The 23,626-nt window shown below is 39.7% G+C and carries 22 protein-coding genes, 2 tRNA genes and 3 pseudogenes; 12 read left to right on the forward strand and 15 right to left on the reverse strand.

The annotated features are described in order from the left end of the window. The 3 genes and pseudogenes from B9T29_RS12435 to B9T29_RS12445 form a co-directional block, all read left to right on the forward strand. Positions 1-215 (forward strand): annotated as a pseudogene (locus B9T29_RS12435) (IS982 family transposase); the annotation flags it as partial. Between the two features lie 169 nt (positions 216-384). After that, positions 385-1,292, forward strand: a pseudogene (locus B9T29_RS12440) (MFS transporter). A gap of 152 nt (positions 1,293-1,444) precedes the next feature. Further along, positions 1,445-1,873: a hypothetical protein gene (locus B9T29_RS12445; RefSeq protein ID WP_086176229.1), complete on the forward strand. Its 429-nt coding sequence runs from the start codon at positions 1,445-1,447 to the stop codon at positions 1,871-1,873. A gap of 37 nt (positions 1,874-1,910) precedes the next feature. Here B9T29_RS12445 and B9T29_RS12450 read toward each other — a convergent pair whose 3' ends face one another. Next, entirely contained in the window at positions 1,911-2,579 is a 669-nt protein-coding gene (locus B9T29_RS12450) for a class I SAM-dependent methyltransferase (protein ID WP_086176230.1), read from the reverse strand. Between the two features lie 265 nt (positions 2,580-2,844). Then, positions 2,845-3,693: a bifunctional methylenetetrahydrofolate dehydrogenase/methenyltetrahydrofolate cyclohydrolase FolD gene (gene folD / locus B9T29_RS12455; RefSeq protein ID WP_086176231.1), complete on the reverse strand. Its 849-nt coding sequence runs from the start codon at positions 3,691-3,693 to the stop codon at positions 2,845-2,847. Between the two features lie 153 nt (positions 3,694-3,846). Between folD and B9T29_RS12460 the strand changes: the two genes are divergently transcribed. Both B9T29_RS12460 and B9T29_RS12465 read left to right on the forward strand, forming a co-directional pair. Beyond that, positions 3,847-3,920: transfer RNA gene (locus B9T29_RS12460), tRNA-Cys, on the forward strand. A 10-nt stretch (positions 3,921-3,930) separates the two neighbouring features. Then, positions 3,931-4,016 (forward strand) — tRNA-Leu (locus B9T29_RS12465). A gap of 122 nt (positions 4,017-4,138) precedes the next feature. On the opposite strand, the gene B9T29_RS12470 is transcribed toward B9T29_RS12465, so the two are convergent. From B9T29_RS12470 to B9T29_RS12480, 3 genes are all read right to left on the reverse strand, one after another. Continuing rightward, positions 4,139-5,044: a helix-turn-helix transcriptional regulator gene (locus B9T29_RS12470; RefSeq protein WP_086176232.1), complete on the reverse strand. Its 906-nt coding sequence runs from the start codon at positions 5,042-5,044 to the stop codon at positions 4,139-4,141. A 135-nt stretch (positions 5,045-5,179) separates the two neighbouring features. After that, the gene (locus B9T29_RS12475) at positions 5,180-5,380 is read right to left on the reverse strand and encodes a hypothetical protein (protein WP_086176233.1); all 201 of its coding nucleotides are present in this window, start codon (positions 5,378-5,380) and stop codon (positions 5,180-5,182) included. Positions 5,381-5,622: 242 nt separating this feature from the next. Beyond that, positions 5,623-6,615 carry an NAD(P)H-quinone oxidoreductase gene (locus B9T29_RS12480; protein WP_086176234.1) on the reverse strand — a complete coding sequence of 331 codons (993 nt, stop codon included), beginning with the start codon at positions 6,613-6,615 and terminating at the stop codon, positions 5,623-5,625. Positions 6,616-6,745: 130 nt separating this feature from the next. On the opposite strand from B9T29_RS12480, the gene B9T29_RS12485 reads away from it, so the two are divergent. From B9T29_RS12485 to B9T29_RS12495, 3 genes are all read left to right on the forward strand, one after another. Then, positions 6,746-7,186: an N-acetyltransferase gene (locus B9T29_RS12485; protein ID WP_086176235.1), complete on the forward strand. Its 441-nt coding sequence runs from the start codon at positions 6,746-6,748 to the stop codon at positions 7,184-7,186. 24 nt (positions 7,187-7,210) lie between these two features. Further along, entirely contained in the window at positions 7,211-7,540 is a 330-nt protein-coding gene (locus B9T29_RS12490) for a thioredoxin family protein (RefSeq protein ID WP_086176236.1), read from the forward strand. Positions 7,541-7,672: 132 nt separating this feature from the next. Continuing rightward, the gene (locus B9T29_RS12495) at positions 7,673-7,951 is read left to right on the forward strand and encodes a hypothetical protein (RefSeq protein ID WP_086176237.1); all 279 of its coding nucleotides are present in this window, start codon (positions 7,673-7,675) and stop codon (positions 7,949-7,951) included. A gap of 68 nt (positions 7,952-8,019) precedes the next feature. Here B9T29_RS12495 and B9T29_RS12500 read toward each other — a convergent pair whose 3' ends face one another. The 3 genes from B9T29_RS12500 to B9T29_RS12510 all read right to left on the reverse strand — a co-directional run bounded on the left by B9T29_RS12500 (position 8,020) and on the right by B9T29_RS12510 (position 9,550). Beyond that, positions 8,020-8,268, reverse strand: coding sequence for a DUF2798 domain-containing protein (locus tag B9T29_RS12500; protein WP_086176305.1), 249 nt, complete (start codon positions 8,266-8,268; stop codon positions 8,020-8,022). Between the two features lie 34 nt (positions 8,269-8,302). After that, the gene (locus tag B9T29_RS12505; protein WP_086176238.1) at positions 8,303-8,812 is read right to left on the reverse strand and encodes a PadR family transcriptional regulator; all 510 of its coding nucleotides are present in this window, start codon (positions 8,810-8,812) and stop codon (positions 8,303-8,305) included. 231 nt (positions 8,813-9,043) lie between these two features. Further along, positions 9,044-9,550, reverse strand: coding sequence for a hypothetical protein (locus tag B9T29_RS12510; protein WP_086176239.1), 507 nt, complete (start codon positions 9,548-9,550; stop codon positions 9,044-9,046). A gap of 51 nt (positions 9,551-9,601) precedes the next feature. Here B9T29_RS12510 and B9T29_RS16790 point away from each other — a divergent pair. Next, positions 9,602-10,163 (forward strand): annotated as a pseudogene (locus tag B9T29_RS16790) (macro domain-containing protein). A gap of 46 nt (positions 10,164-10,209) precedes the next feature. Here B9T29_RS16790 and cysN read toward each other — a convergent pair. Together cysN and cysD are read right to left on the reverse strand one after the other, a co-directional pair. Then, entirely contained in the window at positions 10,210-11,826 is a 1,617-nt protein-coding gene (gene cysN, locus B9T29_RS12520; RefSeq protein WP_086176240.1) for a sulfate adenylyltransferase subunit CysN, read from the reverse strand. A gap of 134 nt (positions 11,827-11,960) precedes the next feature. Next, a complete protein-coding gene (cysD, locus tag B9T29_RS12525; protein ID WP_171264054.1) occupies positions 11,961-12,869 on the reverse strand; it encodes a sulfate adenylyltransferase subunit CysD in 909 nt (302 codons plus the stop codon). A gap of 339 nt (positions 12,870-13,208) precedes the next feature. Between cysD and B9T29_RS12530 the strand changes: the two genes are divergently transcribed. From B9T29_RS12530 to pgaB (B9T29_RS12540), 3 genes are all read left to right on the forward strand, one after another. Beyond that, positions 13,209-13,751: a hypothetical protein gene (locus tag B9T29_RS12530; RefSeq protein ID WP_086176242.1), complete on the forward strand. Its 543-nt coding sequence runs from the start codon at positions 13,209-13,211 to the stop codon at positions 13,749-13,751. A 416-nt stretch (positions 13,752-14,167) separates the two neighbouring features. Beyond that, positions 14,168-14,995 carry a VOC family protein gene (locus B9T29_RS12535; RefSeq protein ID WP_086176243.1) on the forward strand — a complete coding sequence of 276 codons (828 nt, stop codon included), beginning with the start codon at positions 14,168-14,170 and terminating at the stop codon, positions 14,993-14,995. A 164-nt stretch (positions 14,996-15,159) separates the two neighbouring features. After that, entirely contained in the window at positions 15,160-16,317 is a 1,158-nt protein-coding gene (pgaB, locus tag B9T29_RS12540) for a poly-beta-1,6-N-acetyl-D-glucosamine N-deacetylase PgaB (RefSeq protein ID WP_228146607.1), read from the forward strand. On the opposite strand, the gene pgaD is transcribed toward pgaB (B9T29_RS12540), so the two are convergent. The 5 genes from pgaD to sucD form a co-directional block, all read right to left on the reverse strand. Next, entirely contained in the window at positions 16,283-16,789 is a 507-nt protein-coding gene (pgaD, locus tag B9T29_RS12545) for a poly-beta-1,6-N-acetyl-D-glucosamine biosynthesis protein PgaD (protein WP_086176245.1), read from the reverse strand. The genes pgaB (B9T29_RS12540) and pgaD overlap by 35 nt on opposite strands. Continuing rightward, entirely contained in the window at positions 16,782-18,050 is a 1,269-nt protein-coding gene (gene pgaC / locus B9T29_RS12550; RefSeq protein ID WP_086176246.1) for a poly-beta-1,6-N-acetyl-D-glucosamine synthase, read from the reverse strand. Before pgaC ends, pgaD begins: the two co-directional genes overlap by 8 nt. Beyond that, positions 18,050-19,885, reverse strand: a complete 1,836-nt coding sequence (gene pgaB / locus B9T29_RS12555) for a poly-beta-1,6-N-acetyl-D-glucosamine N-deacetylase PgaB (protein ID WP_086176247.1) — start codon at positions 19,883-19,885, stop codon at positions 18,050-18,052. The genes pgaC and pgaB (B9T29_RS12555) overlap by 1 nt, the downstream gene beginning before the upstream one ends. Further along, positions 19,885-22,362: a poly-beta-1,6 N-acetyl-D-glucosamine export porin PgaA gene (gene pgaA, locus B9T29_RS12560; RefSeq protein ID WP_228146608.1), complete on the reverse strand. Its 2,478-nt coding sequence runs from the start codon at positions 22,360-22,362 to the stop codon at positions 19,885-19,887. The genes pgaB (B9T29_RS12555) and pgaA overlap by 1 nt, the downstream gene beginning before the upstream one ends. Before the next feature lie 372 nt (positions 22,363-22,734). Beyond that, a complete protein-coding gene (sucD, locus tag B9T29_RS12565; RefSeq protein WP_086176249.1) occupies positions 22,735-23,625 on the reverse strand; it encodes a succinate--CoA ligase subunit alpha in 891 nt (296 codons plus the stop codon). Position 23,626 lies beyond the last annotated feature (1 nt).

Genomic DNA, 23,626 nt, shown 5'->3' on the forward strand with positions numbered 1-23,626 from the left:
AAGTCTGTTCAACTACCAAAATCTGATGAATATCACTTAAAACAGCGCAATAAAATAGAAACGTTTTCAGCCTATTGAAAGGACAATACAATTTAGTAACAAGTAAAGCTCGTAGTATTTCGGGCTTTTTAAGTGGGATTTATGCTTCGGTATGTGCATACCAATTAATCCATCGAAATAAGCCAATCATTCAGATTATGGAATCATTGGCTTAAACAGGATTGGGGTTATAGACTAAAATCCAATGTAGAAGCTTAAACATCAGCATATAACATAATTGTAAAACCTTATTTCTATCTTCCACAACAAAATATATGTTTTTAAATTTTTCAGCTGAAGAATTTAAAAAGATGTGTTTTGCCAACATTCTTTTGAAGAATTGTTGTGACAGATTCATCTCCTCATGTTGCAGCTTTGCCACTTGATAGAAAAACTCGTTTTAAATCTATCCTCGGCGGCTCTGCAGGCAACCTGGTTGAATGGTATGTCTATGCCGCATTTACCTTGTACTTTGCTTCCCAATTTTCCCCTGAAGGCGATGACACCGTAAAACTGCTTCAACTTTTGCCATTGGTGCATTGTTAGCAGTCGTGGTGTTCTGGATTCGTCGCGGACTGGTTGAAACTCAATCACCTAAAGAAGCTCAGGAACAAGCAAAAAATGGCGGGCCTAAATCAGGTGCGCTGGCTTTATTCACCAAATATCCAAAACAAGCCTTTACCGTGATTATATTGACTGCCGGCGGTACACTGGCTTTCAATACATTTACCACCTATTTGCAAAAATATCTGGTCAATACTTCTGGTTTTGAAAAAACTACAGCCCCACCGAAATTACCACAGCAGCGATCTTTATCTTCATTCTGTTACAACCGGCTGTTGGTGCATTGTCAGATAAAATTGGCCGTAAGCCAATTATGATTACTTTTGGTATTCTGGGCGTATTGTTCACCATTCCAATCTTCACTGGTTTAGGCTCGATCACCAATCTAGCTACTGACTTCATGCTATGTATGAGTAGCCATGGTGATTGTGACTGACTATAGTGCAATTAATGCTGTAGTCAAAGCCGAATGGTTTCCGTCACATATTCGTGCCTTAGGTGTAGCGCTTCCTTATGCCATTGCCAATCCATTGTTTAGCGGTACTGCAGAACTGGTTGCTCTCAGCTTTAAAAATGCAGATCATGAAAACTACCACTTCTTCTACATTACCTTCATGATAGGCTTGTCTTTAATTATTTATTTCTTTATGAAAGACACCCAAAAGTACAGCATGATTACTGATGATTAAGTCGATTTAATCCAGTTCAATCAGCAGCTCACAAGCTTTCCAGATGGTCACATTTGGAAAGCTTTTTTATGGAATATACGCCACGTCAAGATCGTTAAAAAAACGGGCTTATGGCATACTGAATGGAATAATAACGCCGGGAACTTTTGAAGATGAACAAGAGATATAAATTATTAGGTTTAGGTTTGATTGCGCTTGGACTTAGTGCTTGTCAAAGTACTCCGCGTCAATACAATGGTAGTGTCGGCTATCAGATTGAAAGCCAGTCGGCGGATCGTGCAACACTGGCTTATACTTTGGCTGTTCGTCAAAACCAGAAAATGGATGAGCAGAAATTACAACGCGCCTGTCAAAAAGTATTGGGCTTAAATAAACAATATAAATTAACCATTTTAAGCATTAGTGAAATTGCCAACCCTGAAATACAAACACCCCAATATGGTCGTCAACTGGGTCAAAGCCGTACCAGCGTGAGTTTAAGCAATACCCCAGATTTGTATAACAGTGAAAATATGGCCACTCGCCAGTCTTTAGATGCGCGCCCGAGTACCTTGAGCGTGGTTCGTTATACCTGTTCTTAAAATTTAAAACCACAGATACAAATAAATAAGACGCTATTTATAGCGTCTTATAAAAACTGACATTACGAAATTCTGGCGACTCATCTAAGTCCGGCCAAGTCGTAGCACTACGTTCATCCAGTTTTTCATACTTTGGATGACTAAAATTTTTCACCCGACTATCTGCCACCCACACTTCTGGTGCAAATTTCAGAAATTCATCCAGGAAAAAGCGGTTGCATTGGTCATACAGTACATCTGCGGCCAACAGCACATCGACCTGCTCTGCTTTATATAAATCATCCAGATATTCAAGTTCGACATTATTTAGTTCTGCATTGGCACGACAAGCATCCAGACTCACGCTGTCGATATCGCAACAGATCACCCGTTTAGCCCCTGCCATTTTCGCTGCAATCGCGACCACACCCGATCCTGCACCAAAGTCGAGTACGACCTTGTCTTTGACATGATGCGGTTCAGCTAAGAGCCACTGTGCCATTGCCAGGCCTGATGCCCAACAGAAAATCCAGTACGGTGTATCATTCCAGATCCGACGAATCACTTCATCATCGAGTTTATCGGTTGGAAATACCGGTGGAATTAGCCACAGTGAAATCGGGGTTTCAGGCAATTGCTGGGCAAGCAGCTCACAGCTTGGAATCACTTCATGCAAAGCTTGAATTAAATGTTGTGGGGCTTTAGGGAATTGGAAAGTACAGCTCATGCTTAAGCCTTGGCGATAATCTTATTAGCACTTATAAGGGGATTTGATATATGACCACGTCATCCGCAGCTGTCCGAGGCAGACCTCAATTTATTTAAAATTGTTTCTGCGACATTTCAAATTAAATGACACAAAATGCCGAGTTCTGCGGGTGACAAATGGTTTTGGTTACTTTTGCCGAAACAAAAGTAACATATGAGCTTCTTACATCGATCGTCACAACGGTAAGACTCCGTCGTGCCTTCACTATCTTTTAATCAAAAGATTAACCTAAAGCCTTCTCAGCAGCTTCAACCGTTTGACGAATCAATGTTGTGATGGTCATAGGACCTACACCACCTGGAACAGGCGTATAAGCAGAAGCCACTTCTTCAATACCGACGAGTTGGATGTCACCGACACCACCGCCATCACGTGGGTGGAAGCCAGCATCAACCACGACTGCACCTGGTTTAATCCAGTCTTTTTGAATCAGTTCAGCTTTACCTACCGCGCCGACAATGATGTCTGCCTGTTTAACGAAGTCAGCCAGGTTTTGAGTACGTGAATGGCAAATCGTAACAGTTGCATTGGCTTCAAGTAGCATTGCAGCCATGGGTTTACCCAAAATCGCAGAACGCCCAACCACAACTGCATGTTTACCTGCAATCTCAATGTCATTGGCTTGCAGGATAGTCATGATACCTGCAGGTGTTGCAGAACCATAAGCTGCTTCACCCATTGCCATACGACCGTAACCAAGGCAAGTTACACCATCTACGTCTTTTGCCAGTGAAATGGCATCGAAACATGCACGCTCATCAATTTGGGCAGGAACCGGGTGCTGTAAAAGAATACCGTGAACATCAGGATTGGCATTGAGTTTTTCAATTTCAGCCAGCAATTGTTCAGTTGTGGTCTCTTTGCCTAATTCAACTTTGAGTGAATCCATACCGACACGGCGGCAAGCATTTCCTTTCATACGCACATAAGTTGCAGATGCGCCATCGTCACCCACCAAAATAGTCGCAAGGATTGGAGTACGACCTGATTTTGCTTTTAACGCTTCTACGCGAGTTAACAAATCAGCCTCAATTTGCTTTGCCAATGCACGACCATCTAAAACTAATGCCACGGCACTTCTCCCAAGTGTTGATATGAATCAATTTCGCACATTCTACATGAATATTTTAAATAATTTCCGCTATATGCTGTTTTTATGCACATCTGCATAAATCTCCTATTGTTTTTTTTTCAGGGCTTGATAATATACGCAGCAACAAGAGATGGCGGGGTGGCAGAGTGGTCATGCAGCGGACTGCAACTCCGTGTACGCCGGTTCGATTCCGACCTCCGCCTCCAATCTTGTTAAGCCCGAGTGGTGAAATCGGTAGACACAGGGGATTTAAAATCCCCCGCCCACAAAGCGTGCCAGTTCGAGTCTGGCCTCGGGCACCATTCTTAGCCTACTAAGATGGTGTAAATAAAAAGCCCAGCATTAAGCTGGTTTTTTTATGCCTCAAATTTAGCAACTCAGATTTTTATTCTGGATTGCATTCCCCTATTCTGCTCTTTGAGTATTATCCCGCAGAGCGCAAATAGTTCTCCAGATCCTGCTCCAGTTTTTGCTGCAAATGAACCGGCTGAATAATCCTGACATGTGGTAGCCAATACCGCACCAAAGGCAACAACTGCATTTCGTGGCGAACCTGACAGCTAAGCAATAATTCTCCCGATGTGGATTCCTGTTCGATCTGTTGCTCCGGAAACAAACGCCGCTCTTTAAAAAATACCGCAACCTCAGCTTTTACCTGGATAAAAACCTGCTGTTTTTGCTGTCCAAACCAGATGCTTTCCTCATCGGCCAGTATTTTCAATAGCTCGGCATCATGTTGGAAATTTTCTGCCTCAAATAGCGGTTTCACCTGCTGAATCTGACTTAAGCGATAAGTCTGCAGTTTTTCCTGAAAGACACCCGCCAAATACCAGATGCCATGATGATGGATCAAACGATAAGGCTGGATGATTCTGCATTGATCACGATATTGCAGCTCAATCCATTGACGTTTATAAATCGCAGCGCTAAGCAGCTTAAAATGTTCAGCAAACCGCTTGGTATCTTCAAAATAATAGCCTTTTGCCGAGAAGACCTGACTCGCCCGCTCGTCCATCAATTCGCGTAAAAAAGAAATATCCAGCGTCGGGTAAAGCTCACTAATTCCCGACAGTTGCGCAAAATTCTGGATATCCTGCAGTTTAAAACGGCCTAAATAGGAAGGTTCCAGATAATAGCGTTTAGTGTTTTCATCCTGAATCAAAGGCAAGTATGAATTAAGCCGGTCAAAGTCCCGTTCAATGGTTCGGGTACTGACCTGAAACTCACCCGCCAGTTCTTGTACACTTAACTGATGCCCTATATTCAGTTTGGTTAAAATATTGGCCAAACGCTCTGCGAGGCGCTCATGCGTTGACGCATTGCCCTTCATAAACACCCTCTTTGTGCAATAAAAGCACAATGCCTAAAATGCTAAAATTTTTAAATTATCTAAAAATTATACTACCAATCAAAAACTTAATTTTAAATATTTATTTCAACTTAAGCCTAATAGGAAAAACTCGAATCACGATTTGAAACGGCTGGTGACACCTTTTGTCGGCGGTTTAGGATTAAGCCGTTCAACATAACGCTCAAGATGCAGCATGGCTTTATAAAATTGATGCAGATTAGAAGGCAATACCTGATTGCAAATAATGGCCTTATGCAATCTTTTCAATGCACGTAAACCATGTTCAGATGTATAAGGAGCTGAGACTATTTTCATAATATACTTCCTTTTATTACATGACACTTCAATTAATACCAAACGATTTAGTCGGATTATTTTAAATCTTAATTTACCTCCTAGTTCTGACAGGTTGTGTCGAGCAATAGACATTTTTTTACCATTTTTTAAACTTTATGACCTTTTTTCTATTCATTAATTTAAATTACTTATCATTTTTTATTACATGCAAAATAAAAGCCAACATATGTTGGCTTTTATTTTATTTAAAGCTTGAATGGTTAGATGATTTCCACCACAACTTTACCGACATGTTCACCAGTATCCATCACTGCATGTGCATCCTGAATCTGGTCAAACTTGAAAGTTTTATAGATCATCGGCAAGCATTCACCTTTTGCCCACAGCGGTGCAACATGCTCCTTTAATCCTTGAGCAATTTCAGCCTTTTCAGCAGTATTACGCGCACGCATGGTTGAACCAGTAATAGTCAAGCGTTTCATCATGATTTGACCGAGTTTAACCTCTTTGGCTTTTGCCCCACCCAAGAAAGCGATGTAAACCAGACGACCCTCACGACGTAACAAGTTCAGGTTCTTTTCCAGATATGGCGCACCGACCATATCCAGAATCACATCGACACCACCATTGTCGGTTTGCTCGTTAATGACCTGCTCAAAGTCTTGAGTTTTGTAATTGATGGCAGTAGTTAAATCTGAAATTGCTGCAACTTTTTCATCGGTACCTACAGTAGCAAAGGTTTTAATACCGAGTGATTTACATAGCATCAATGCAGTGGTACCAATACCGCTGGTTCCGCCATGTACCAATACCGTTTCCCCTGCTTTGGCTTTACCCATCTGGAACACGTTAGCCCATACAGTAAAGAAGGTTTCAGGAATCGCCGCTGCCTGTACGAAGCTTACCCCTTCAGGAATATTCAGGGTTTGGCTTTCAGGCACCACGCAATATTCTGCATAGCCACCACCATTGGTTAAGCCACAAACCTTATCGCCAACTTTAAACTGGGTGACATCGCCACCCACAGCCTCAACAATACCTGCAACTTCCAGACCCGGCACAGGCGTCACCCCTTTAGGCATTGGATATAGACCCTGGCGCTGCAAGATATCTGGACGGTTAATACCAAAGGCATGCACCTTTACCAAGACTTCATCTGCTTTAGCTTCAGGTACTGCAACAGTTTCGTAAGCGAGTTTATCCACGCCACCCGGTTCTGTGATAATGACTTGTTGCATAGTCGCTTGTGACATAGTTTCTTCCTGATCTATTCATTACTTTTTAAATTTACCGTCCTATTTGAACATAGAAATAGTCGGGAATGAATAACCGTGGACTTATGTATAATCTTCCTACTATTCAGCAAAATGATATGAGATAGGCATGGCAACCATTCAAAAAGCTGAAATGCAGGATATGGACGCTATCTTAGGCATCTGGCTCAATGCTTCCTTACAGGCACATGATTTTATTCCTGCTACTTACTGGGAAAAGCAGCTGATTCCAATGCATGATCTTTATCTGCCTTTGGCCGAAAATTATGTCATTAAAGATAATAAAACGGTGCTCGGGTTTGCATCCTTATTAAGATCAGAGGCGGTGCTGGCTGCACTTTTTATTGCACCTCATCAGCAAAGCTGTGGATATGGCAAATGTTTAATTGATTTTTTAAAACAGCAATGTGATGAATTGCATTTAAATGTGTATGCTGAAAATACCGCAGCGGTCAATTTTTATCGACAGCAGGGCTTTAAAATCATCAGCCAAGCCATGGATAAAAACACTGGTCATACAGAATTAAGCATGACTTGGTCCAAGCATTGATCGGGAAAATATGAGGAAAAATTGATGTCAGCCATCATTGAATACAATGAAGATAATTATAGTGACTTTGAATGGTTTGAAGGTCTGGCAGTCATCCGTTTCTATGCCGACTGGTGCAAACCCTGTGTACAAAACTTCCCTGTCTTTGAACAGTTGGCTGCACATTATGCTGAAGTAAAACCCAAGATCAAATTTGGCAAAGTGAATATCGATCAATCCCCTATTTTGACCTTGCGCTATAACGTTTACGGTTTGCCTTCTACACTGATTTTTAAAAATGGACAAATCATGCAACGGATTGCAGGGGTAAAAAGTTTGAATGAAATGAAAAGCATTGTTGATTCAATGGACTAATCTAAAATTATTATGGTTACATGATAAAAATACCCAATTGAATATTGCATAGTCTTTTCAAGTACATTGCTTTATTTCTATTTTTATTCAATATATTGTAAGACCCCCCACAATAAAAAATACCGAATTGTTATGGATTTAAAAGTTATTTTTCTATTTTGTCTGTTTCCTTGTTTGGGTATTATTTTCCTCACGTGGTTGTTGCGTTTTCCCTGGAGATGGCTATTAAAAACCGTAATTGCTTTTGAAATTGGGATTGCTGTTTTGGTATTTGTAATTGAGCTTGATGCAAGAAAGACACCCGGGAATAGCGGCTGGATCATGATTTTTGCAGCCGTCTTTCAAATCTATTTTGCCCTACTGCTTATGTTGACCCGCTTGGTGATCTGGCTGATAAAAAAACGGGGTTAAATCTTATGCATTCACCCCATCTCTCTATTTATGGTTTGGATAATTTTTTAATCAAACCGAATCGTTTCTTATTTTGGCATTTCTACAAATTGCATCAAAAATTTACGCACCAATGGCAGCATCACCAAAATCAGTGGAAATGCCATCAGCCATGATAAGCTCCAGGCATGTAGCCATAATGAAATAAATTGGTCACTCCAGCCTTTATTCAGTAGCATGTTAAAGCAGGAAATTGCCCCACTCATAATGCCTGACAGGATGAGGGGCATCAGCCAAGTCAGATGTTTTGGGTGAAATTTTGGGAGCGTATTTTTCATCATTTAACCTAATCTTTTTAAATCGTGTATTGAATTACAAACGGGTAATGTTCGCTGCTGCTTGATCAATCTGTTCTGCAATTTTTTGAACATCTTCAATGCTTAATTCAGCTTGGGATAGTTTTAAACGCAGTGAAGTTTTCAGGTTTTCCATCGCACGTTTGATATCAATAAACTGTTCGTTATTGTGGATTTGTTTGCGTGTATCGAAGCGGCACAGGATTTTCTCTACAGTAGTTTGTTCTGCTTCTAAATGCTCTATACCGGCAGATGTAATGCTGTATTGCTTACGCTCATCTACATTCAATGCTGAGCATATATATTGATGTTCTTCGAGATAATTTAGCGTTGGGTAGATGGTACCTGCGCTCGGCTTGTAGTTCCCGCCTACCAGTGATGCCATGTCTTTAATGATGTCATAGCTAAACTTAGGCGCTTGAGCAATCAGGTGCAGTACCAACAGTTTCATATGCCCTGCTTCAAACAGGCGTTTACGGGGTTTTGAAGTGCTTTCGATGTCTGCAACAAGGTCAAAATTTGGCATAGTAGAGATATACCTTAAGATTAACTAAGATATATCTTAATTAGATTTTATATATTAATCAAACCTATTTTTTTTGAATAGAGACCTGACTAAAAATAGTTTTCGTTTTCTTAAATAATTGAAACTGTCTGCTAAGTGTTTTTAAGATAAGTAATTCAGTTAATATCGTCTAAACATTAAAAGAATAATTTTCAGTTATTGATGCTTAGCTATTCATTGCTTACAAATAAATTATTTTAAAGTATTCACTTCTTGACCATCCTCGTTTACCAATATAATCCCAACTGCTTTGAGTCGATCTAAGGGGTCATCACTAATAATATTCCAATGATCAGGCATTTTTGTTTTCAAACCCGAAAATTTTGTATCCAATTTTTTTGCTTCATTATCAGAAATATAAGCAACTCCCAAGTTTCGTTTTAAAATGGCAGAAAGTTCTTTATCCGATAATTCTTTCTTTTCTATCAACAACCATAATTCATTTAAAAGATACGTCATTGGGACAATATGTTCTTTTTGAGTTTTTATAATACCGGACTCTTTATCATCAAATATAGTTTTAGAATATCCTTTAAAAATCAAAGCATCTTCTGGATGAAATAAATTTTCCATGAATCTTGAATGCCAACCTAAAGATTTATTAATATTTTTCTGAAAAATTAGAACATTTTTTATATGTTGAATGATTAAATCACAAGTATTCTGAATGTGTTGTTCAATGTATATCTTTTCAATCATTATTCACGTCCTAATTAGTTAAATCACCATATATTCTATTGGTACTATAAAATGTCTTTTTTACAAAAAATTACTCTTGTTCAAGATGATATAACTAAATTTACTGTCGATGCTATCGTAAACTTAGCCAATAAATCATTGATTGGTGGCGGAGGTGTAGATTACATCATTCATAAAAAAGCCGGTGCTGAGATGCAAAAGGTATGTAGCCGAATTCATAATGAGATTGGTAGCTCTCTTCCTAATGGCCAGGCTGTAGTTACCACAGCTGGTAATTTACCTGCTCAATTTATCATTCACACAGTTGACCTCGTTGGCTAGGCGGCTCAAAAAACGAAACTAAAGAACTTTGTAATGCTTATCTAAATAGTTTATCTAAAGCCAATGAGGTTAAGGCAAAACTATCTCATTCCCTCATATCTCAACAGATGTATATAACTATCCAAAACAGGAAGCAACCGAAATCGCAATTGGTACGGTACTTTCAAGCCTACCTAGTTTTGAACATATCGAGCATGTGTATTTTGTCTGTTACGATCAAGAAAATTACAATATTTATAAGTCTATTCTGTCAAACCTGGACGATCCGCAAATCCAAATTAATATTCTTTAATATGAAAAACCCGCCTTTCGGCGGGTCTTCTAAAATCAGTCCAGTCTTACAGACGAACCAATTCCACAATTTTTTCAGCCAATTCTTCAACCGACTCTTGCGCGAAGCTTACATCTGTCACTTCTGCAACAGTGGTAATCACTGCAATACCCGTTTCACGAAGAAGTGCAACTTGAGCAGCATCAAGGTCAGCTTTCGCAATCGCTACAATACCTTGTTGAAGCAACAAGTTTTCAAGCGCTTGTGCATTTTCCAGTGCTTTAGCAGATACAGTAATTGACGCAGGTTTTTGACCCAAACGTGCCGCACGGTCTTCCGCAGTTACAGGGTTGCTATGTGCAGTCCATTCAACAGACTCTTCAACCATACCCGCACCAATCGTTACGTTATTCAAACGATCAATGAAGATAAACGAACCGGTGTAACGGCTGTCTTGATAACGGTCAAATACCACTGGTGCATCAAATTCAACAGTCACATTGGCAATCGCGTTTAGATCAAGATGATCCACTTGCATTTGCTCAAGTGTATTCACATTAGTACGGAAGTTAATGCCAGTCACTTTGGCAGGAACAGTTTGCGTACCAATTTTGATGTTATACAACTTGCCCAGCACAAGCGGTTGATCCGCCATCCATACCACAGTTGCTTTAACCGAACGTGAAATGGCAGGAATACCCTGATCCGCACGGATCAACATATTACCGCGTGATACGTCAATTTCATCGTTTAGCGTTAATGTCACCGCTTGACCTGCAAAAGCATGTTCAAGGTTGCCATCAAAGGTTACGATTTCTTTAACAGTTGAAGACTTACCCGATGGCAAAGCAACAATTTTATCGCCTACGCTGATTTCACCAAGTGCAATCGTACCTGCGAAACCACGGAAGTCGAGGTTAGGACGGTTCACATACTGCACAGGGAAACGGAAATCACGTTTCGCGGTATCACGGTTAATTTCAACAGACTCAAGCGTACCCATTAAGGTTTCGCCCTTGTACCACGGCGTATTCTCAGACTTGTTCACCACGTTATCGCCATTCAATGCAGAAATTGGCGTAAAGATGATGTTGCTTGGCTTACGGTCGCCCAACTGGCTTACGAAGTTTGCATAGTCGGCTTGAATTTCATTGAAGCGTGCTTCAGAGAATTCAACCAAGTCCATTTTGTTGATCGCAACAATAATGTTCTTAATACCCAGCAAGCTTGCGATATAGGTATGACGACGAGTCTGAGTTTGTACACCATAACGCGCATCAATCAAGATGATTGCAAGGTCACAGGTAGATGCACCTGTAGCCATGTTACGGGTATATTGCTCATGCCCCGGAGTATCGGCAATGATGAACTTACGCTTTTCTGTAGAGAAATAACGGTATGCCACATCAATGGTAATCCCCTGCTCACGTTCAGCTTGCAGACCATCTACAAGTAACGCCAAGTCAGGTGCATCACCTGTTGTACCCACTTTTTTAGAGTCACGGGTTACGGCTTGCAATTGATCTTCATAGATCAATTTTGAATCGTAAAGCAAACGACCGATTAAAGTCGATTTACCGTCATCCACGTTACCGCAAGTCAGGAAACGTAACAGGTCTTTATTTTCATGTTGTTTTAAATACGCCAGGATATCCTGGCTAATCAATTCTGATTGATGAGACATCGCTCAAAGCTCCACAAATTCGTTGAAATCGGTTTCTAAATCTCCCTAAATTCCCCTTTATAAAAGAGGGACTTTTTCTCCTCTCTTTCATAAAGATGAGCAGCGCTGCTGCGCAAGGGGAGATTTTTAGGTTCTTAGAAGTAACCTTCCTGCTTTTTCTTTTCCATCGAGCCTGCTTCATCATGGTCAATCATACGACCTTGACGTTCAGAACTGGTGGCTAAAAGCATTTCCTGGATAATTTCCGGCAAGGTGTTGGCAGTTGATTCAACCGCACCCGTTAATGGGTAACAACCTAATGTACGGAAACGTACCGATTTCATTTGCGGAACTTCACCTTCTTTTAAAGGCATACGTTCATCATCAACCATAATCAGTGTGCCACTACGCTCAACCACAGGACGTTCTGCAGCTAAATAAAGTGGTACTAATGGAATGCTTTCCAAGTAGATGTATTGCCAGATATCAAGCTCAGTCCAGTTTGATAACGGGAATACACGAATACTTTCACCTTTGTTCACTTTACCGTTGTAAAGATTCCAAAGTTCAGGACGCTGGTTTTTAGGATCCCAACGGTGTTTGCTGTCACGGAATGAATATACACGTTCTTTGGCACGTGATTTTTCTTCATCACGGCGTGCGCCACCAAAAGCGGCATCGAACTTGTATTTATCCAAAGCCTGTTTTAAGCCTTGGGTTTTCATAATATCGGTATATTTAGAACTACCGTGATCAAACGGATTGATCCCAGCGTCTTTACCTTCTTTGTTTTGATGCACGATCAAATCGAAACCATGGGTTTTCGCCATGTTGTCACGAAATGTGATCATATCTTTGAACTTCCAGCCCGTGTCTACATGCAGTAGCGGGAATGGGAGTTTTGCAGGATAGAATGCTTTTAAAGCAAGATGCAGCATTACTGCAGAATCTTTACCAATAGAATACAACATGACCGGATTTTCAAATTCGGCAGCCACTTCACGGATAATGTGAATACTCTCAGCTTCAAGCTGTTTAAGATGAGTAAGTCTTTCCTCAGTTATGGACATTGACAACACCAACTCAGATCAACGTGTACTTATTACACTTTTAAAAATATATATATTCATTATAGAGATTTAGTTATCCAGACTATTGCTTGTTTTATTATATTGATATGCAAATTTATCATATAAAGCTTCTCTGATAATGAGTATAAGTTTTTATTAATGATCAGCTTAAGCCTCTTGTTATTCTACTCAGGGATAGGCCGGATCACAACTAAAGATTAAAATGTACAAAATATAAGCTGATTGTTAATTCCTCTAAGCCATATATTTTATTCGCCCTGAAAATTTCATACATTAACTGAACTTTCTCCTATCTCCTGTGTTTTTTAAATTATGCCACTACCCGACCCAAACATTGAATCCGTTAAGTCCCGCCTAGAACGCGCCCAGCTTGCTGGTCATATCTATCAGCACAATCAGCATTTACTGGTCTTACAAGAACCTTGGGCTGAGGATGGTACCATTCTGAATAATTTTGTTCAGCATGAACTGAGTGCTGACCAGATTGGACTGCAATTTGGACTACGACTTTCGGGTAATCAATGTGATTTTTTGATCGGTGTAACCCATAGCAACCAGGATCGCTGCTATGAAATCGGTGCGGGAAATTTAAAGGCCGATCAAAAAGCCTTTAACCTGCTCTACGCCTTTTATAATTATCCCAAGGCATTTTATCTGGTCAGCCTGCCACTGAGCGCCAATAGCGCTCAGCTTACAGATGCAATTGAAACGCAGTTGTTCAGTCAGCCGTCATTAGATTTCTTAAATACAGCCATTAAAACCAATCCCATGGGACAACAGGTGAACTGGATGAAAACCTTTATTGTGCAACAAGCGTTGGAAATGAAAATTCGCATTCAAACCTGTTTGTATTGATGGTTTTACCTAAAGATAGCGTTCATTTAGATAAAAACAAGATAGAAAGTCGTTATTCATCACCTAACGGATTTTCTGCATGATCCGTTGCCCAATACAACTGTTGGGCATTGTGCAACTGGTTATGTTTTAAGTGGGTCATTGATCTCGAATCATTTTTAGGTCTATTTATTGCCCTCACTCTCCCACTCCACCCACAACCGTATACGGAAAGTGCTGTGGTTGATATCGATGAATATAGGCTCAAGTTATTGTATCTGAATAAGTTTTTAAAAACTGAGAATATGCCATCTTAAAACAATATTTTCTCGTTTCAATCCGAATAATTTTTATACAATTACGCTCTATAAAGTTACTTGTGTTAAGGCTGTAGAAGGTCGCATTATCTGCTGATATTGCAGACATAGAGCATAATAATGACACACTCTATCTACCCTTGCCTGTGGTTTGAAAAAAATGCCAAAGCTGCATTTGAATGGTATTGCTCTATTTTTCCCAATAGCCACCTGATCGAAGAAAATCAGTATGCGGTAAAAGCACAATTGGCGGGCATACGGTTCTTAGCCATTAATGATGGACCTACATTTCATCCCAATCCTTCAATTTCTTTTATGGTGATTTGTGAAAATCGAACCGAGGTTGATCGCTACTGGAATCAATTGATTGAAGGCGGTTCTGCACAAATGGCATTGGGGCAATATGCATGGAGTGATTATTATGGCTGGCTGCAAGATCAATATGGATTTAGCTGGCAACTTTATTTGGGAAAATTATCCGATACCAATCAGCAAAAGATTGTCCCAACGCTGATGTATTGCGGCGCATATCAGGGACAATGTCTGGCTGCATTAAATTTTTACCAAAGCCTATTTCATCATTTTCGCACCCAAGGCATTTTAAAATATAGCGAGGGCGAGTACGCTGGACAAATCAAACATGCCCAAGTGATCGCCAATCACTTCACCCTGATGGCCATGGACAGTGGCGTTCCTCAACCGTTTGAATTTAATGAAGCCGTATCCTTGATCATTGAATGCGAAAATCAAGCTGAAATTGATTATTACTGGAATAGCATCACGCTCAAAGGTACAGAAAGTCAATGTAGCTGGTGTAAAGACCAGTTTGGTGTGAGCTGGCAAATTCATCCTGAAAATTTGAGTGAAATACTCAGGCAAAACCCTCGTGCACAGGCAGCGGTGTTTAAAATGAAAAAGCTGTTGATTGATGATTTACTTCGCGCCTGATCGCTCTGCAACCGGGCCACTGCATAATAAAACAATAATGAATAAATTGAGATTTTTTAAAAATTCAATAAATGATAAAAGTGAGTATAAGAATGAATAATTTTAAAAATTTATACCAGAATAGACTTAGCCATTGTCTTTATTGGAGCTTAAGCTGTCTCCCCTTGTCTGCATATTCTGCCGATATTGTGCAAATCAAACAGCATCCTATTGATGCAATTGTACAGCAAAATATGACGCAAAAATCAGTCGCGCCGCCCTTAAAAAAAACCGGAAAAATCGATCAGATGCGTATCATGCATATCGATATTGACTATGTTTATGATAAAGATAAAAAACAGCAACAACGAAATATTCAAGATTTAATCCAACGGATTATCCAGATACAACCGAATACCATTTTCTTGCAAGCCTTTGCCGACCCCGATGCCAATGGTTCAGCCGATCAGGTGTACTTTAAAAACCGCCATATTCCGACCAGAGATAATCTTTTCCCTGTTCTGGTCAGCCAGATTCGTAGCAAGACCCAGGTTAAGCATATTTATGCCTGGCTACCGTTAATGGCTTGGGAGTTTCCCAAAAGTTACAGACTGACCTATGTTTCACACAACGCCGGTGGAAAACATGGTTATATTCGGGTTTCACCCTTTGATCCTAAAAATCTCAAATATGTTTCCGAAATTTATTTAGACTTTATAAAATCAAATGCGGTGGATGGCGTGCTCTATCACGATGATGTCACGCTCAACGATTATGAAGATAGCTCTGCTCCGGCACAAAGCATGTACCGGGCTTGGGGATTCGGTGCAGATCAATTATTAAAACAACCTCGACAATCTAAACAGTTGGAATTTGCAAAATTCAAAACAGCCTATCTGGATCAGTTTGCTGCAGGCATTACCAAAATCATTAAACAGCAACAGCCTAATCTTCTGACTGCACGCAATATGTATGCACCAGTAGTATTAGAGCCACATAGTGAAAACTGGTTTAGCCAATCCATGCCTAGTACTTATCAATATTATGACTACAATGCCATTATGGCCATGCCTTATATGGAAGAAGCGGATGACCATCAACAGTTTTATTTAGACCTGATACGACAGTCAAAAAAATACGACCCAGATTTGAGTCATACGATCTTTGAACTTCAAGCATTGAATTGGATAAACGATCAGAAGCTTTCCACCGAAGAAATTGTGGATACTATCAAGTTTTTAGAAAAACACGGGGTAAAACATATTGGTTATTACCCCGATGATTTTGTCCATGAACATCCTCAGCCTTCTAAGCTGAAATCCGCTTTTTTAACTGGTGATTAGTCTCAAAAAACTCCAGTAGCCCTTTATTGTTATAATAAAGGGTTAAATTCCTGGCCTGTTGCATATTGATAATATCTGCCGTATTCACCTTAAAGCTACTGGCAAGTTGGGGTACCGCAATTGCTAATGGGGTTTTTCTACGCTCCTTACCTGAAAAGCGGACCCAGTTATAAGTTGCCCAAAGAAAGAGCACGCTAATAAAGCTTAAAATCAGTACAATAATATTCATTAAACTTAATTGGCTATCCGGTTGAGCCTCTGTGACCAGTTGCTGATAAATGGTTTGACCTTCAAACCACCAAAACAGCATGGTCAACGCTGGCATAAATAACCACATAAACACAAACCAACCTACGATTTGCAAACTGTAACCCATGTTTTTATTACGTACATATTCAGGTTGATCAATATATTCTGGCAGCTCCAATTTTGACTCATCTTCAATTAAATAAAATTTATATACTTTAGTCATTTTCTGGCTCTCCTCTAAATCCACGATCTGGGCTTACCCAGCGCGCACGTTTTTGAGTCTTGAAAATCGTTTTAGGTAATGCAACCACTGTCGTCAACATGGTCAGAATCCAGAAGAACAGTGGATACCAAATGACCCAAAAATAGTTCCTGAAGATTCGGGCTTTATCATAAGGTTTATCGATCCATAAACTGACAAAGAATTGGATCAGACAAGTTAAACCCAAAATAATCCCGTACCATTGTGGAAAGAGAGATTGAATTGCCCACTCTCCTGGTAAAGAAAAAAACAGACCATATAGATATAAGATAATAATACCAAACATCACATACGCCCAAACCACACTGATAATAGACTCCAGCGCAATAAGCCACATACGGCGTCGATTCCACTTAAATAAGCTCGGTAAATAAGCAAATAAAACCTCTACTCCTCCTTGGGCCCAACGTAAACGCTGTTTCCACAAGCCTTTGAAGGTTTCAGGCATATAGATGTAACACAATGCTCGTGGGACATATTGCAAATCCCAATGATCGAACTGTAAACGCCATGATACATCGATATCCTCTGTGATCATGTCATCACGCCAATATCCGATCCGGTCTAGGGCTGTTTTACGAAAACCGACTATTGCGCCTGAAACAGTAAAGATTCGTCCATAGGTGCGTTGTGCACGTTTAATTAATCCAATAATAGAAGAGAATTCGCCGACCTGAATTTTGCCCAGTATACTGGAACGGTTCAAAATACGTGGATTCCCGGTGACTGCCCCAACCCGTGGGTAACTGGTTAAATGATGCATCATCCATAACACTGCATGCGGATGTATTAAGGCATCACCATCTATACAAATCAGATATTCATTTTGACTCACCATTGCCCCGGCACGTAAGGCATAGGCCTTGCCTTGGTTTTCAGCCAAATGGACAACTCTGAGTTTCGGATATTTTTGCAAAAGCTCATCCAGAATTTCAGCAGTTTTATCCTGACTACCGTCATTCACTGCAATGACTTCAAAATCTGGATACTGAGTTTGCATGACAAATTTTATGGTATCTCTAACCTGTGCTGCCTCATTAAAACAAGGAATAATGATACTGCATCCCTGTTCGCTAGGATGAGGCAATGGCGGTTTCTTGTATTCATGCTTTAGATAAAACCAGATTCCGCCTGCAATCCAAATCCAAGCCATAAATAATGGATAAAAAAAAGCAAAACCAAAATATAAATCACTCACATTCATTGAACTGAATTCCCCCATTATTGTCTCCTTTTCGCAGTATTATTCTTATAAGGATTGCGATAAGTTAACGGACTATCATTGTTGCTTAACTCCCTATAAAGATTTTCCTGAATCTGCTGTCCTGCTTTTAACTGATAGTTATTAATTCCAACTTTTTGTATCGCTAAATTTTTTATAGTTTGATAATTCTGTTGATAATGTTTCCATTCATGCTTGCTGGAGTTTGGATTAACGGTAAAACTAAAAATCAGATGCTGCTTTTGTTGAGCATTTAATTTTTCTAACTGTTTTTGCACAGCCTTAAATATCTCAGGATGTTCAACGGGATCAAATTCAATATAAAGAAAGTCACTGTCCGCCAAGCTATGCTCAATTAAAGGCTTCAGACCATCAATATGCTTATTCTTTAAACCTATTTTCAAAGCAGTTTGGTAATTATTACTAATATTGGCGTAGTACTTCGCCTGTTGTTTAGTCTGTTCTTTTATTTGCAAAACACGCTTCACTTTTTGGGTACAAGCAGAATCCCAAGTTTTATTTTGCAGAGCACATGCAAATTCATCCCCAGTTTCAATCATCAAGCCTTCAATAGAAGTATTGTTTTTAACCATATCTCCAGTTAATTTAGCCAGATTCAATCCCTGTTTCGTCTCTAGATCAATAGGCAGCTCTGCGTATACACGATTATCAATACGGGTACGTGCTTGCCAAACTGTACGGTTGAGCAAGTCTTGCCGCATACCTAACTGAGAATTCGGGAAATAGGCAACATCTATTTTTCCATCTCCATTCTCATCAGCCACTGCTTTTAAGACCAGCGTATTGGTTTTTAAGGCATTAATTTGATCAAGCAACTGTCCAAGTTTCTGATCAAAAATTTCATTATTGGGACTGGCCATTTCAGCCAGATCAAAACCAACAAAGCTCTTACGTTGCTTGTATGCTTCATTGGCGAAAGTCAAGAAATCCAGCATTTCTGTATGTAGCATTTCCGGGGTAGGATTACCCATCACCAGCGCCCGTTGATATGTGGCCCCTGCATCTGCAAGTGTCGACATGCTACCCAAACTAAATGACAGTGGTAATCCTGCCTTTACCGCAAGCTCTTCACTCTCTTTGGTCACTGCCCCATAGGGCCAAAAAATGGCTAGAGTCTGTGTACCTAATTCAAAATCTAAAGTTTCTTTCGACTTTTTTAAATCTTCGATGACACGTTCTTGATAGGCTTCATCTGTTTCATAATGTTTTAATTGGGGTAAATAGGTACGGGTAATTGCAGCGGGCTCCATACTTTGTTGAGGGTTGGCAAGTATACCTTTATGCATATTATCTGAATGGGAAGCAAACTCGACTAAGCCGGATTGTTGCATTTCTCGCATCTGATCCCAATTCATTAAATTATTTTTGCCATAAGCTTCATAGGGATCTTTGGTATTCCCATTAATCCAGCTTGTAGCGATGGCAAATACGGCGGGATAGTTATATTGTTTTAATAAAGGGTAAACCCGGGTATAACTGCTGAGTGCGCCATCATCGAAGGTCAGCAATACGGATCTTGGTGGTAAGTTCTTTTTCTTTTGTCTTGCCAGCCAAATGTCTTGCAAACGGATCGGAACCCATCCTTCTTGCTGTAACCACGCAAAATATTGGGCCAAATTTTTAGTACTAATTGCGTATAGATCGCTGTCACCTGAAGTAACATCGTCTCGCACATCGTGAAAGGTGATGGTCACAAATAAATTATTTGGTACTTCAGCTTTAGATTTTGTTGCATTTTGCGCCATGCTCATTGTTGGCGTAAACCAAACAGTACTAAAGAAGACAACAAGTAAAAATTTTTCGATTTTCTTCATTAAAAACGCCCCTTCAGACCTACTGATCCATAAGTTCTTTTTTCATCTTCCCCGTCATAAGGATGGACTCCCCAGCCTATGCCATAGTTCACACTCCAGGTTCGAGAAAACTGCCAATCGTGCTGATAAAAAACGTTATATATAGCCTTTGAGGAAAATCCATTTTGCCCAAAAGCTCCAGCACTGAATTCAAAATGCTGGTTGAAATATGCATCATAATTACGCCAGGTGTTCCAATCATGCTGTAAGGTCAGTTCCGCACTATAACTTTCTTTAGGATTAAAATAATTCACCGCAACTTGATCGTTTTGACTGTAATACCCTCCTAAAGACAAACTGGTAATATGGTGAGGTCCTTTTAAAATCCGCTGTTTAAAATAGGCCATCGCTTCATGACGGGTATTATTATCATCGATATCGGTCAGTTGATAGTTCATTCCAGCTTCGCGAGATTCATGCTGTTGCCAGTTTAGGCCTAAATTATAAGACTGACCTTCATTACCATTTTTTACCGCTTGTAAGGGAATATTAGCTTGACTGTTATAGCCTAAAGTGTACTGCCAATGATCATTTAACCATTGTGACCAATTCACCAGTACGCCAAAGCGGTCATTTCCCAGTGCATCATCTATACTTTGGGACAGCATAATATTTGCAGCTTTGCGACGCGATTCCCATTCCAGACCCAAGCCTACGCGCTGATCATCTACCTTGCCTTCCTCGTAATCAGCTGATCGAATACTATGGTCGACATAAGCTCGGAAATTGTCGTAAAACCAAGGCGTATTTATACGTGTCCAGTTTTCCTGTTCACGACTACCCTTCAAACGATTCAGTAATGCAGAATTGTCGGATTCACTTTTTGAAAAAAGACTTTGGTGTTGAATAGATGCATGATCACGATCATCAAGTTCTTTTTTACTTTTTACCACCCCGGTATCTTCCGGTATGGTTCGCATCAGGTCAGCATTTTGAGCACGCCATTGTTGAATATCACCCATGGCCTGCATATTCAGCATATGATTGATTTTTATACTTTCATCAACGGGCACCATACTATCCCACTGCGACAATATTATTTCAGCTCGCTGAGGATTTTCACGTGTGCGTTGCACTTGTGCACGATTAGCTTGGTACACCACGTTATTGGGTGCCTTAGCTACTAATTCTTCAAAATATTTTTCTGCTTTACTATTTTCATTGCGATATAAATAATTAAGACCCACAAGTCCCAAATATTCACCACGGTCATCGTGGGTAACTTTATCTACCCCTTTAGCATTACTATAGAAAAATGTCGGTAACAATTTATCCAGATCTTTGAGGAACTGATCCGCTTCCTTATATTTTTCCTGTTCAATTAAAGCGTAATACAAACCTGCATACATTTTATAATTTGCATTCTTTTTGTCCTTAATCAAATCTTTATAATGCACTTCCGCCACTTTAGGCTGATGATCACTCAGATATGCTTCTGCAATCGCTTGACGTACATAGACCGGCATTTGCTCAACTGGCAAACCCACTTTAGGAATCTGCTCGATCACTTTTTTTGATCGATTTCTTGCATTTAAGGCATAGATATATTCATAGTAAAATTGACGTTTTAAATTGATATTATTACTGGGCATCTGGGTTTCATAGCTTTCCATATCCGCCAGCACACTATCTAGCGGTTGATAAGGATTACTGCCACGAACACGGTAATTGGCTGATTTAATATATTGCACCGCATTTTGAATACGTTGGGTAAATTCACTGATTTTTACCGTGGTGCCCAGTTGCGGCTGTTGTTGACTTATTTCATTACGGCCCAGGTACTGTTCAGCTTTGGCATAATTTGAATTCGCCATAAGTGCCAGTACATATTGTTCTTCGGTACTTAAATCTTTATTTTTCTCAATGGCCAGAGTCGCTGCATTGATTGCCTCGATCGGCATGTTTAAAAGTCGATAGGTATAGGCGAGTTGTGCTAAATAATCGGCCTCTACATAGTTGATATCAATCGGCTTTAGTGTATTTTTTGCTTGAGCAGTTTTGCCTGCTTCCGCTTGCAAAACACCGGTCCATACTGTCCACATCTGATTTTGATCTGTTTGGGCGAATTTTTTTGCCCAAAATTCTCCTAATTCAAATTTTTTTAAATCACGCAAGGCCTTAAGCACATTCACCTTTGCATAATCTGGAAATTGTTGGCTTTTTATACCCTTAAGGTACTGAACATCTGATTCTGTAAATTTTTTATTTTCATAGGCGAGCACCACAAAATCAGCAATCAATTTCTGATTATTGGGATAACGGATCAATAATTGTCTGAGTTTTTGTAATCCACTATCCACCTGGCCTTGTTTAATTAAAGGTACAATCTTTTCACGTTGTTGATCGACAACGTCATTATAGATCAATTCTGCATATGACAATGTAGAAAACAGTAAAGTTCCACAAGATAAAAAAAGTATATTGAGTTTAAAGTTCATAATTAAAATATTCTTTATTCATTGTTATTAATGTTCATATTGTAGTCCACAATATGTGCTTTAAATAACCAATTAACAAAATATTGTGTTTCGTTTTGTGTTTTTATTATTTTATGTGATATATATCACGTTATTTAAATTATAAACTATATTGTTTTTAACTTATTTCTTTACTTTAATTATGATATTTTCTTTATTTAATCAGTGTCTTTTTTGTTCACTCTTTAATTTTAACTACAAAAAAATCATCTCTTACAATCCATCATTTTTCAATATTAAATTTTTTAATGGCCAATCATTGCCAAGCCATCAAATAGTACTCAATAAAAAACCCTCTATCGAGGGCTTTTTATTACATTTACCAGGTTTGTATTAAGCCATACCTTTGCTCTTTAATACTTCAAACATGGTTGAGCCAAGTTCTGCCGGGCTACGGGTATATGCCATACCCGCTTTTTCAAAGGCTGCGAATTTTTCTTCAGCTGTGCCTTTACCGCCAGAAATAATCGCACCCGCATGTCCCATACGCTTGCCTTTCGGTGCAGTCACGCCTGCAATATAGCCCACAACCGGCTTAGTCACATGCGACTGAATATATTCTGCTGCTTCTTCTTCTGCGGTACCACCAATCTCACCAATCATGATAATAGCTTCGGTTTGCGGATCTTCCTGGAATAACTTCAAGCAATCAATCTGGTTCATGCCTGGAATCGGGTCACCCCCAATACCAATACAGGTTGACTGGCCCAAGCCTAATTTAGTCGTTTGCGCGACTGCTTCATAGGTCAATGTGCCTGAACGGGAAATAATGCCAATTTTACCGGGTTGATGAATATGCCCTGGCATAATGCCGATCTTGCATTCACCTGGTGTAATAATGCCTGGACAGTTTGGCCCAATTAAACGTGCATTATTACCATAAGTTTCGAGATAGCGTTTTGCTTTCAGCATGTCCAAGGTTGGGACGCCTTCAGTAATCACCACAATTAACTCAATTCCTGAATCAATTGATTCAATAATCGAATCTAAAACAAAAGGTGCCGGAACATAAATGGAAGTTGCTGTTGCTCCTGTTTCTTTAACAGCTTCTTTCATGGTATTAAAAACCGGAAGCCCTAAATGCTGCTGCCCACCTTTACCTGGGGTTACGCCACCAACGACTTTGGTACCATAGGCAATGGATTGTTCTGAATGGAACGTACCATTTTTACCTGTAAAGCCTTGTACCAATACAGTGGTGTCTTTATTGATTAATACGCTCATG

The organism is Acinetobacter sp. ANC 3903 (assembly GCF_002135315.1).
Taxonomy (GTDB): domain Bacteria; phylum Pseudomonadota; class Gammaproteobacteria; order Pseudomonadales; family Moraxellaceae; genus Acinetobacter.

Coding starts and splice junctions, on each gene's coding strand:
- B9T29_RS12445 (WP_086176229.1), top strand. CDS start 1,445: ATGAACAAGAGATATAAATTATTAGGTTTAGGTTTGATTGCGCTTGGA.
- B9T29_RS12450 (WP_086176230.1), bottom strand. CDS start 2,579: ATGAGCTGTACTTTCCAATTCCCTAAAGCCCCACAACATTTAATTCAA.
- B9T29_RS12470 (WP_086176232.1), bottom strand. CDS start 5,044: ATGAAGGGCAATGCGTCAACGCATGAGCGCCTCGCAGAGCGTTTGGCC.
- B9T29_RS12475 (WP_086176233.1), bottom strand. CDS start 5,380: ATGAAAATAGTCTCAGCTCCTTATACATCTGAACATGGTTTACGTGCA.
- B9T29_RS12480 (WP_086176234.1), bottom strand. CDS start 6,615: ATGTCACAAGCGACTATGCAACAAGTCATTATCACAGAACCGGGTGGC.
- B9T29_RS12485 (WP_086176235.1), top strand. CDS start 6,746: ATGGCAACCATTCAAAAAGCTGAAATGCAGGATATGGACGCTATCTTA.
- B9T29_RS12490 (WP_086176236.1), top strand. CDS start 7,211: ATGTCAGCCATCATTGAATACAATGAAGATAATTATAGTGACTTTGAA.
- B9T29_RS12495 (WP_086176237.1), top strand. CDS start 7,673: ATGGATTTAAAAGTTATTTTTCTATTTTGTCTGTTTCCTTGTTTGGGT.
- B9T29_RS12500 (WP_086176305.1), bottom strand. CDS start 8,268: ATGAAAAATACGCTCCCAAAATTTCACCCAAAACATCTGACTTGGCTG.
- B9T29_RS12505 (WP_086176238.1), bottom strand. CDS start 8,812: ATGCCAAATTTTGACCTTGTTGCAGACATCGAAAGCACTTCAAAACCC.
- B9T29_RS12510 (WP_086176239.1), bottom strand. CDS start 9,550: ATGATTGAAAAGATATACATTGAACAACACATTCAGAATACTTGTGAT.
- cysN (WP_086176240.1), bottom strand. CDS start 11,826: ATGTCTCATCAATCAGAATTGATTAGCCAGGATATCCTGGCGTATTTA.
- B9T29_RS12530 (WP_086176242.1), top strand. CDS start 13,209: ATGCCACTACCCGACCCAAACATTGAATCCGTTAAGTCCCGCCTAGAA.
- B9T29_RS12535 (WP_086176243.1), top strand. CDS start 14,168: ATGACACACTCTATCTACCCTTGCCTGTGGTTTGAAAAAAATGCCAAA.
- pgaD (WP_086176245.1), bottom strand. CDS start 16,789: ATGACTAAAGTATATAAATTTTATTTAATTGAAGATGAGTCAAAATTG.
- pgaC (WP_086176246.1), bottom strand. CDS start 18,050: ATGGGGGAATTCAGTTCAATGAATGTGAGTGATTTATATTTTGGTTTT.
- pgaB (WP_086176247.1), bottom strand. CDS start 19,885: ATGAAGAAAATCGAAAAATTTTTACTTGTTGTCTTCTTTAGTACTGTT.
- pgaA (WP_228146608.1), bottom strand. CDS start 22,362: ATGAACTTTAAACTCAATATACTTTTTTTATCTTGTGGAACTTTACTG.
- sucD (WP_086176249.1), bottom strand. CDS start 23,625: ATGAGCGTATTAATCAATAAAGACACCACTGTATTGGTACAAGGCTTT.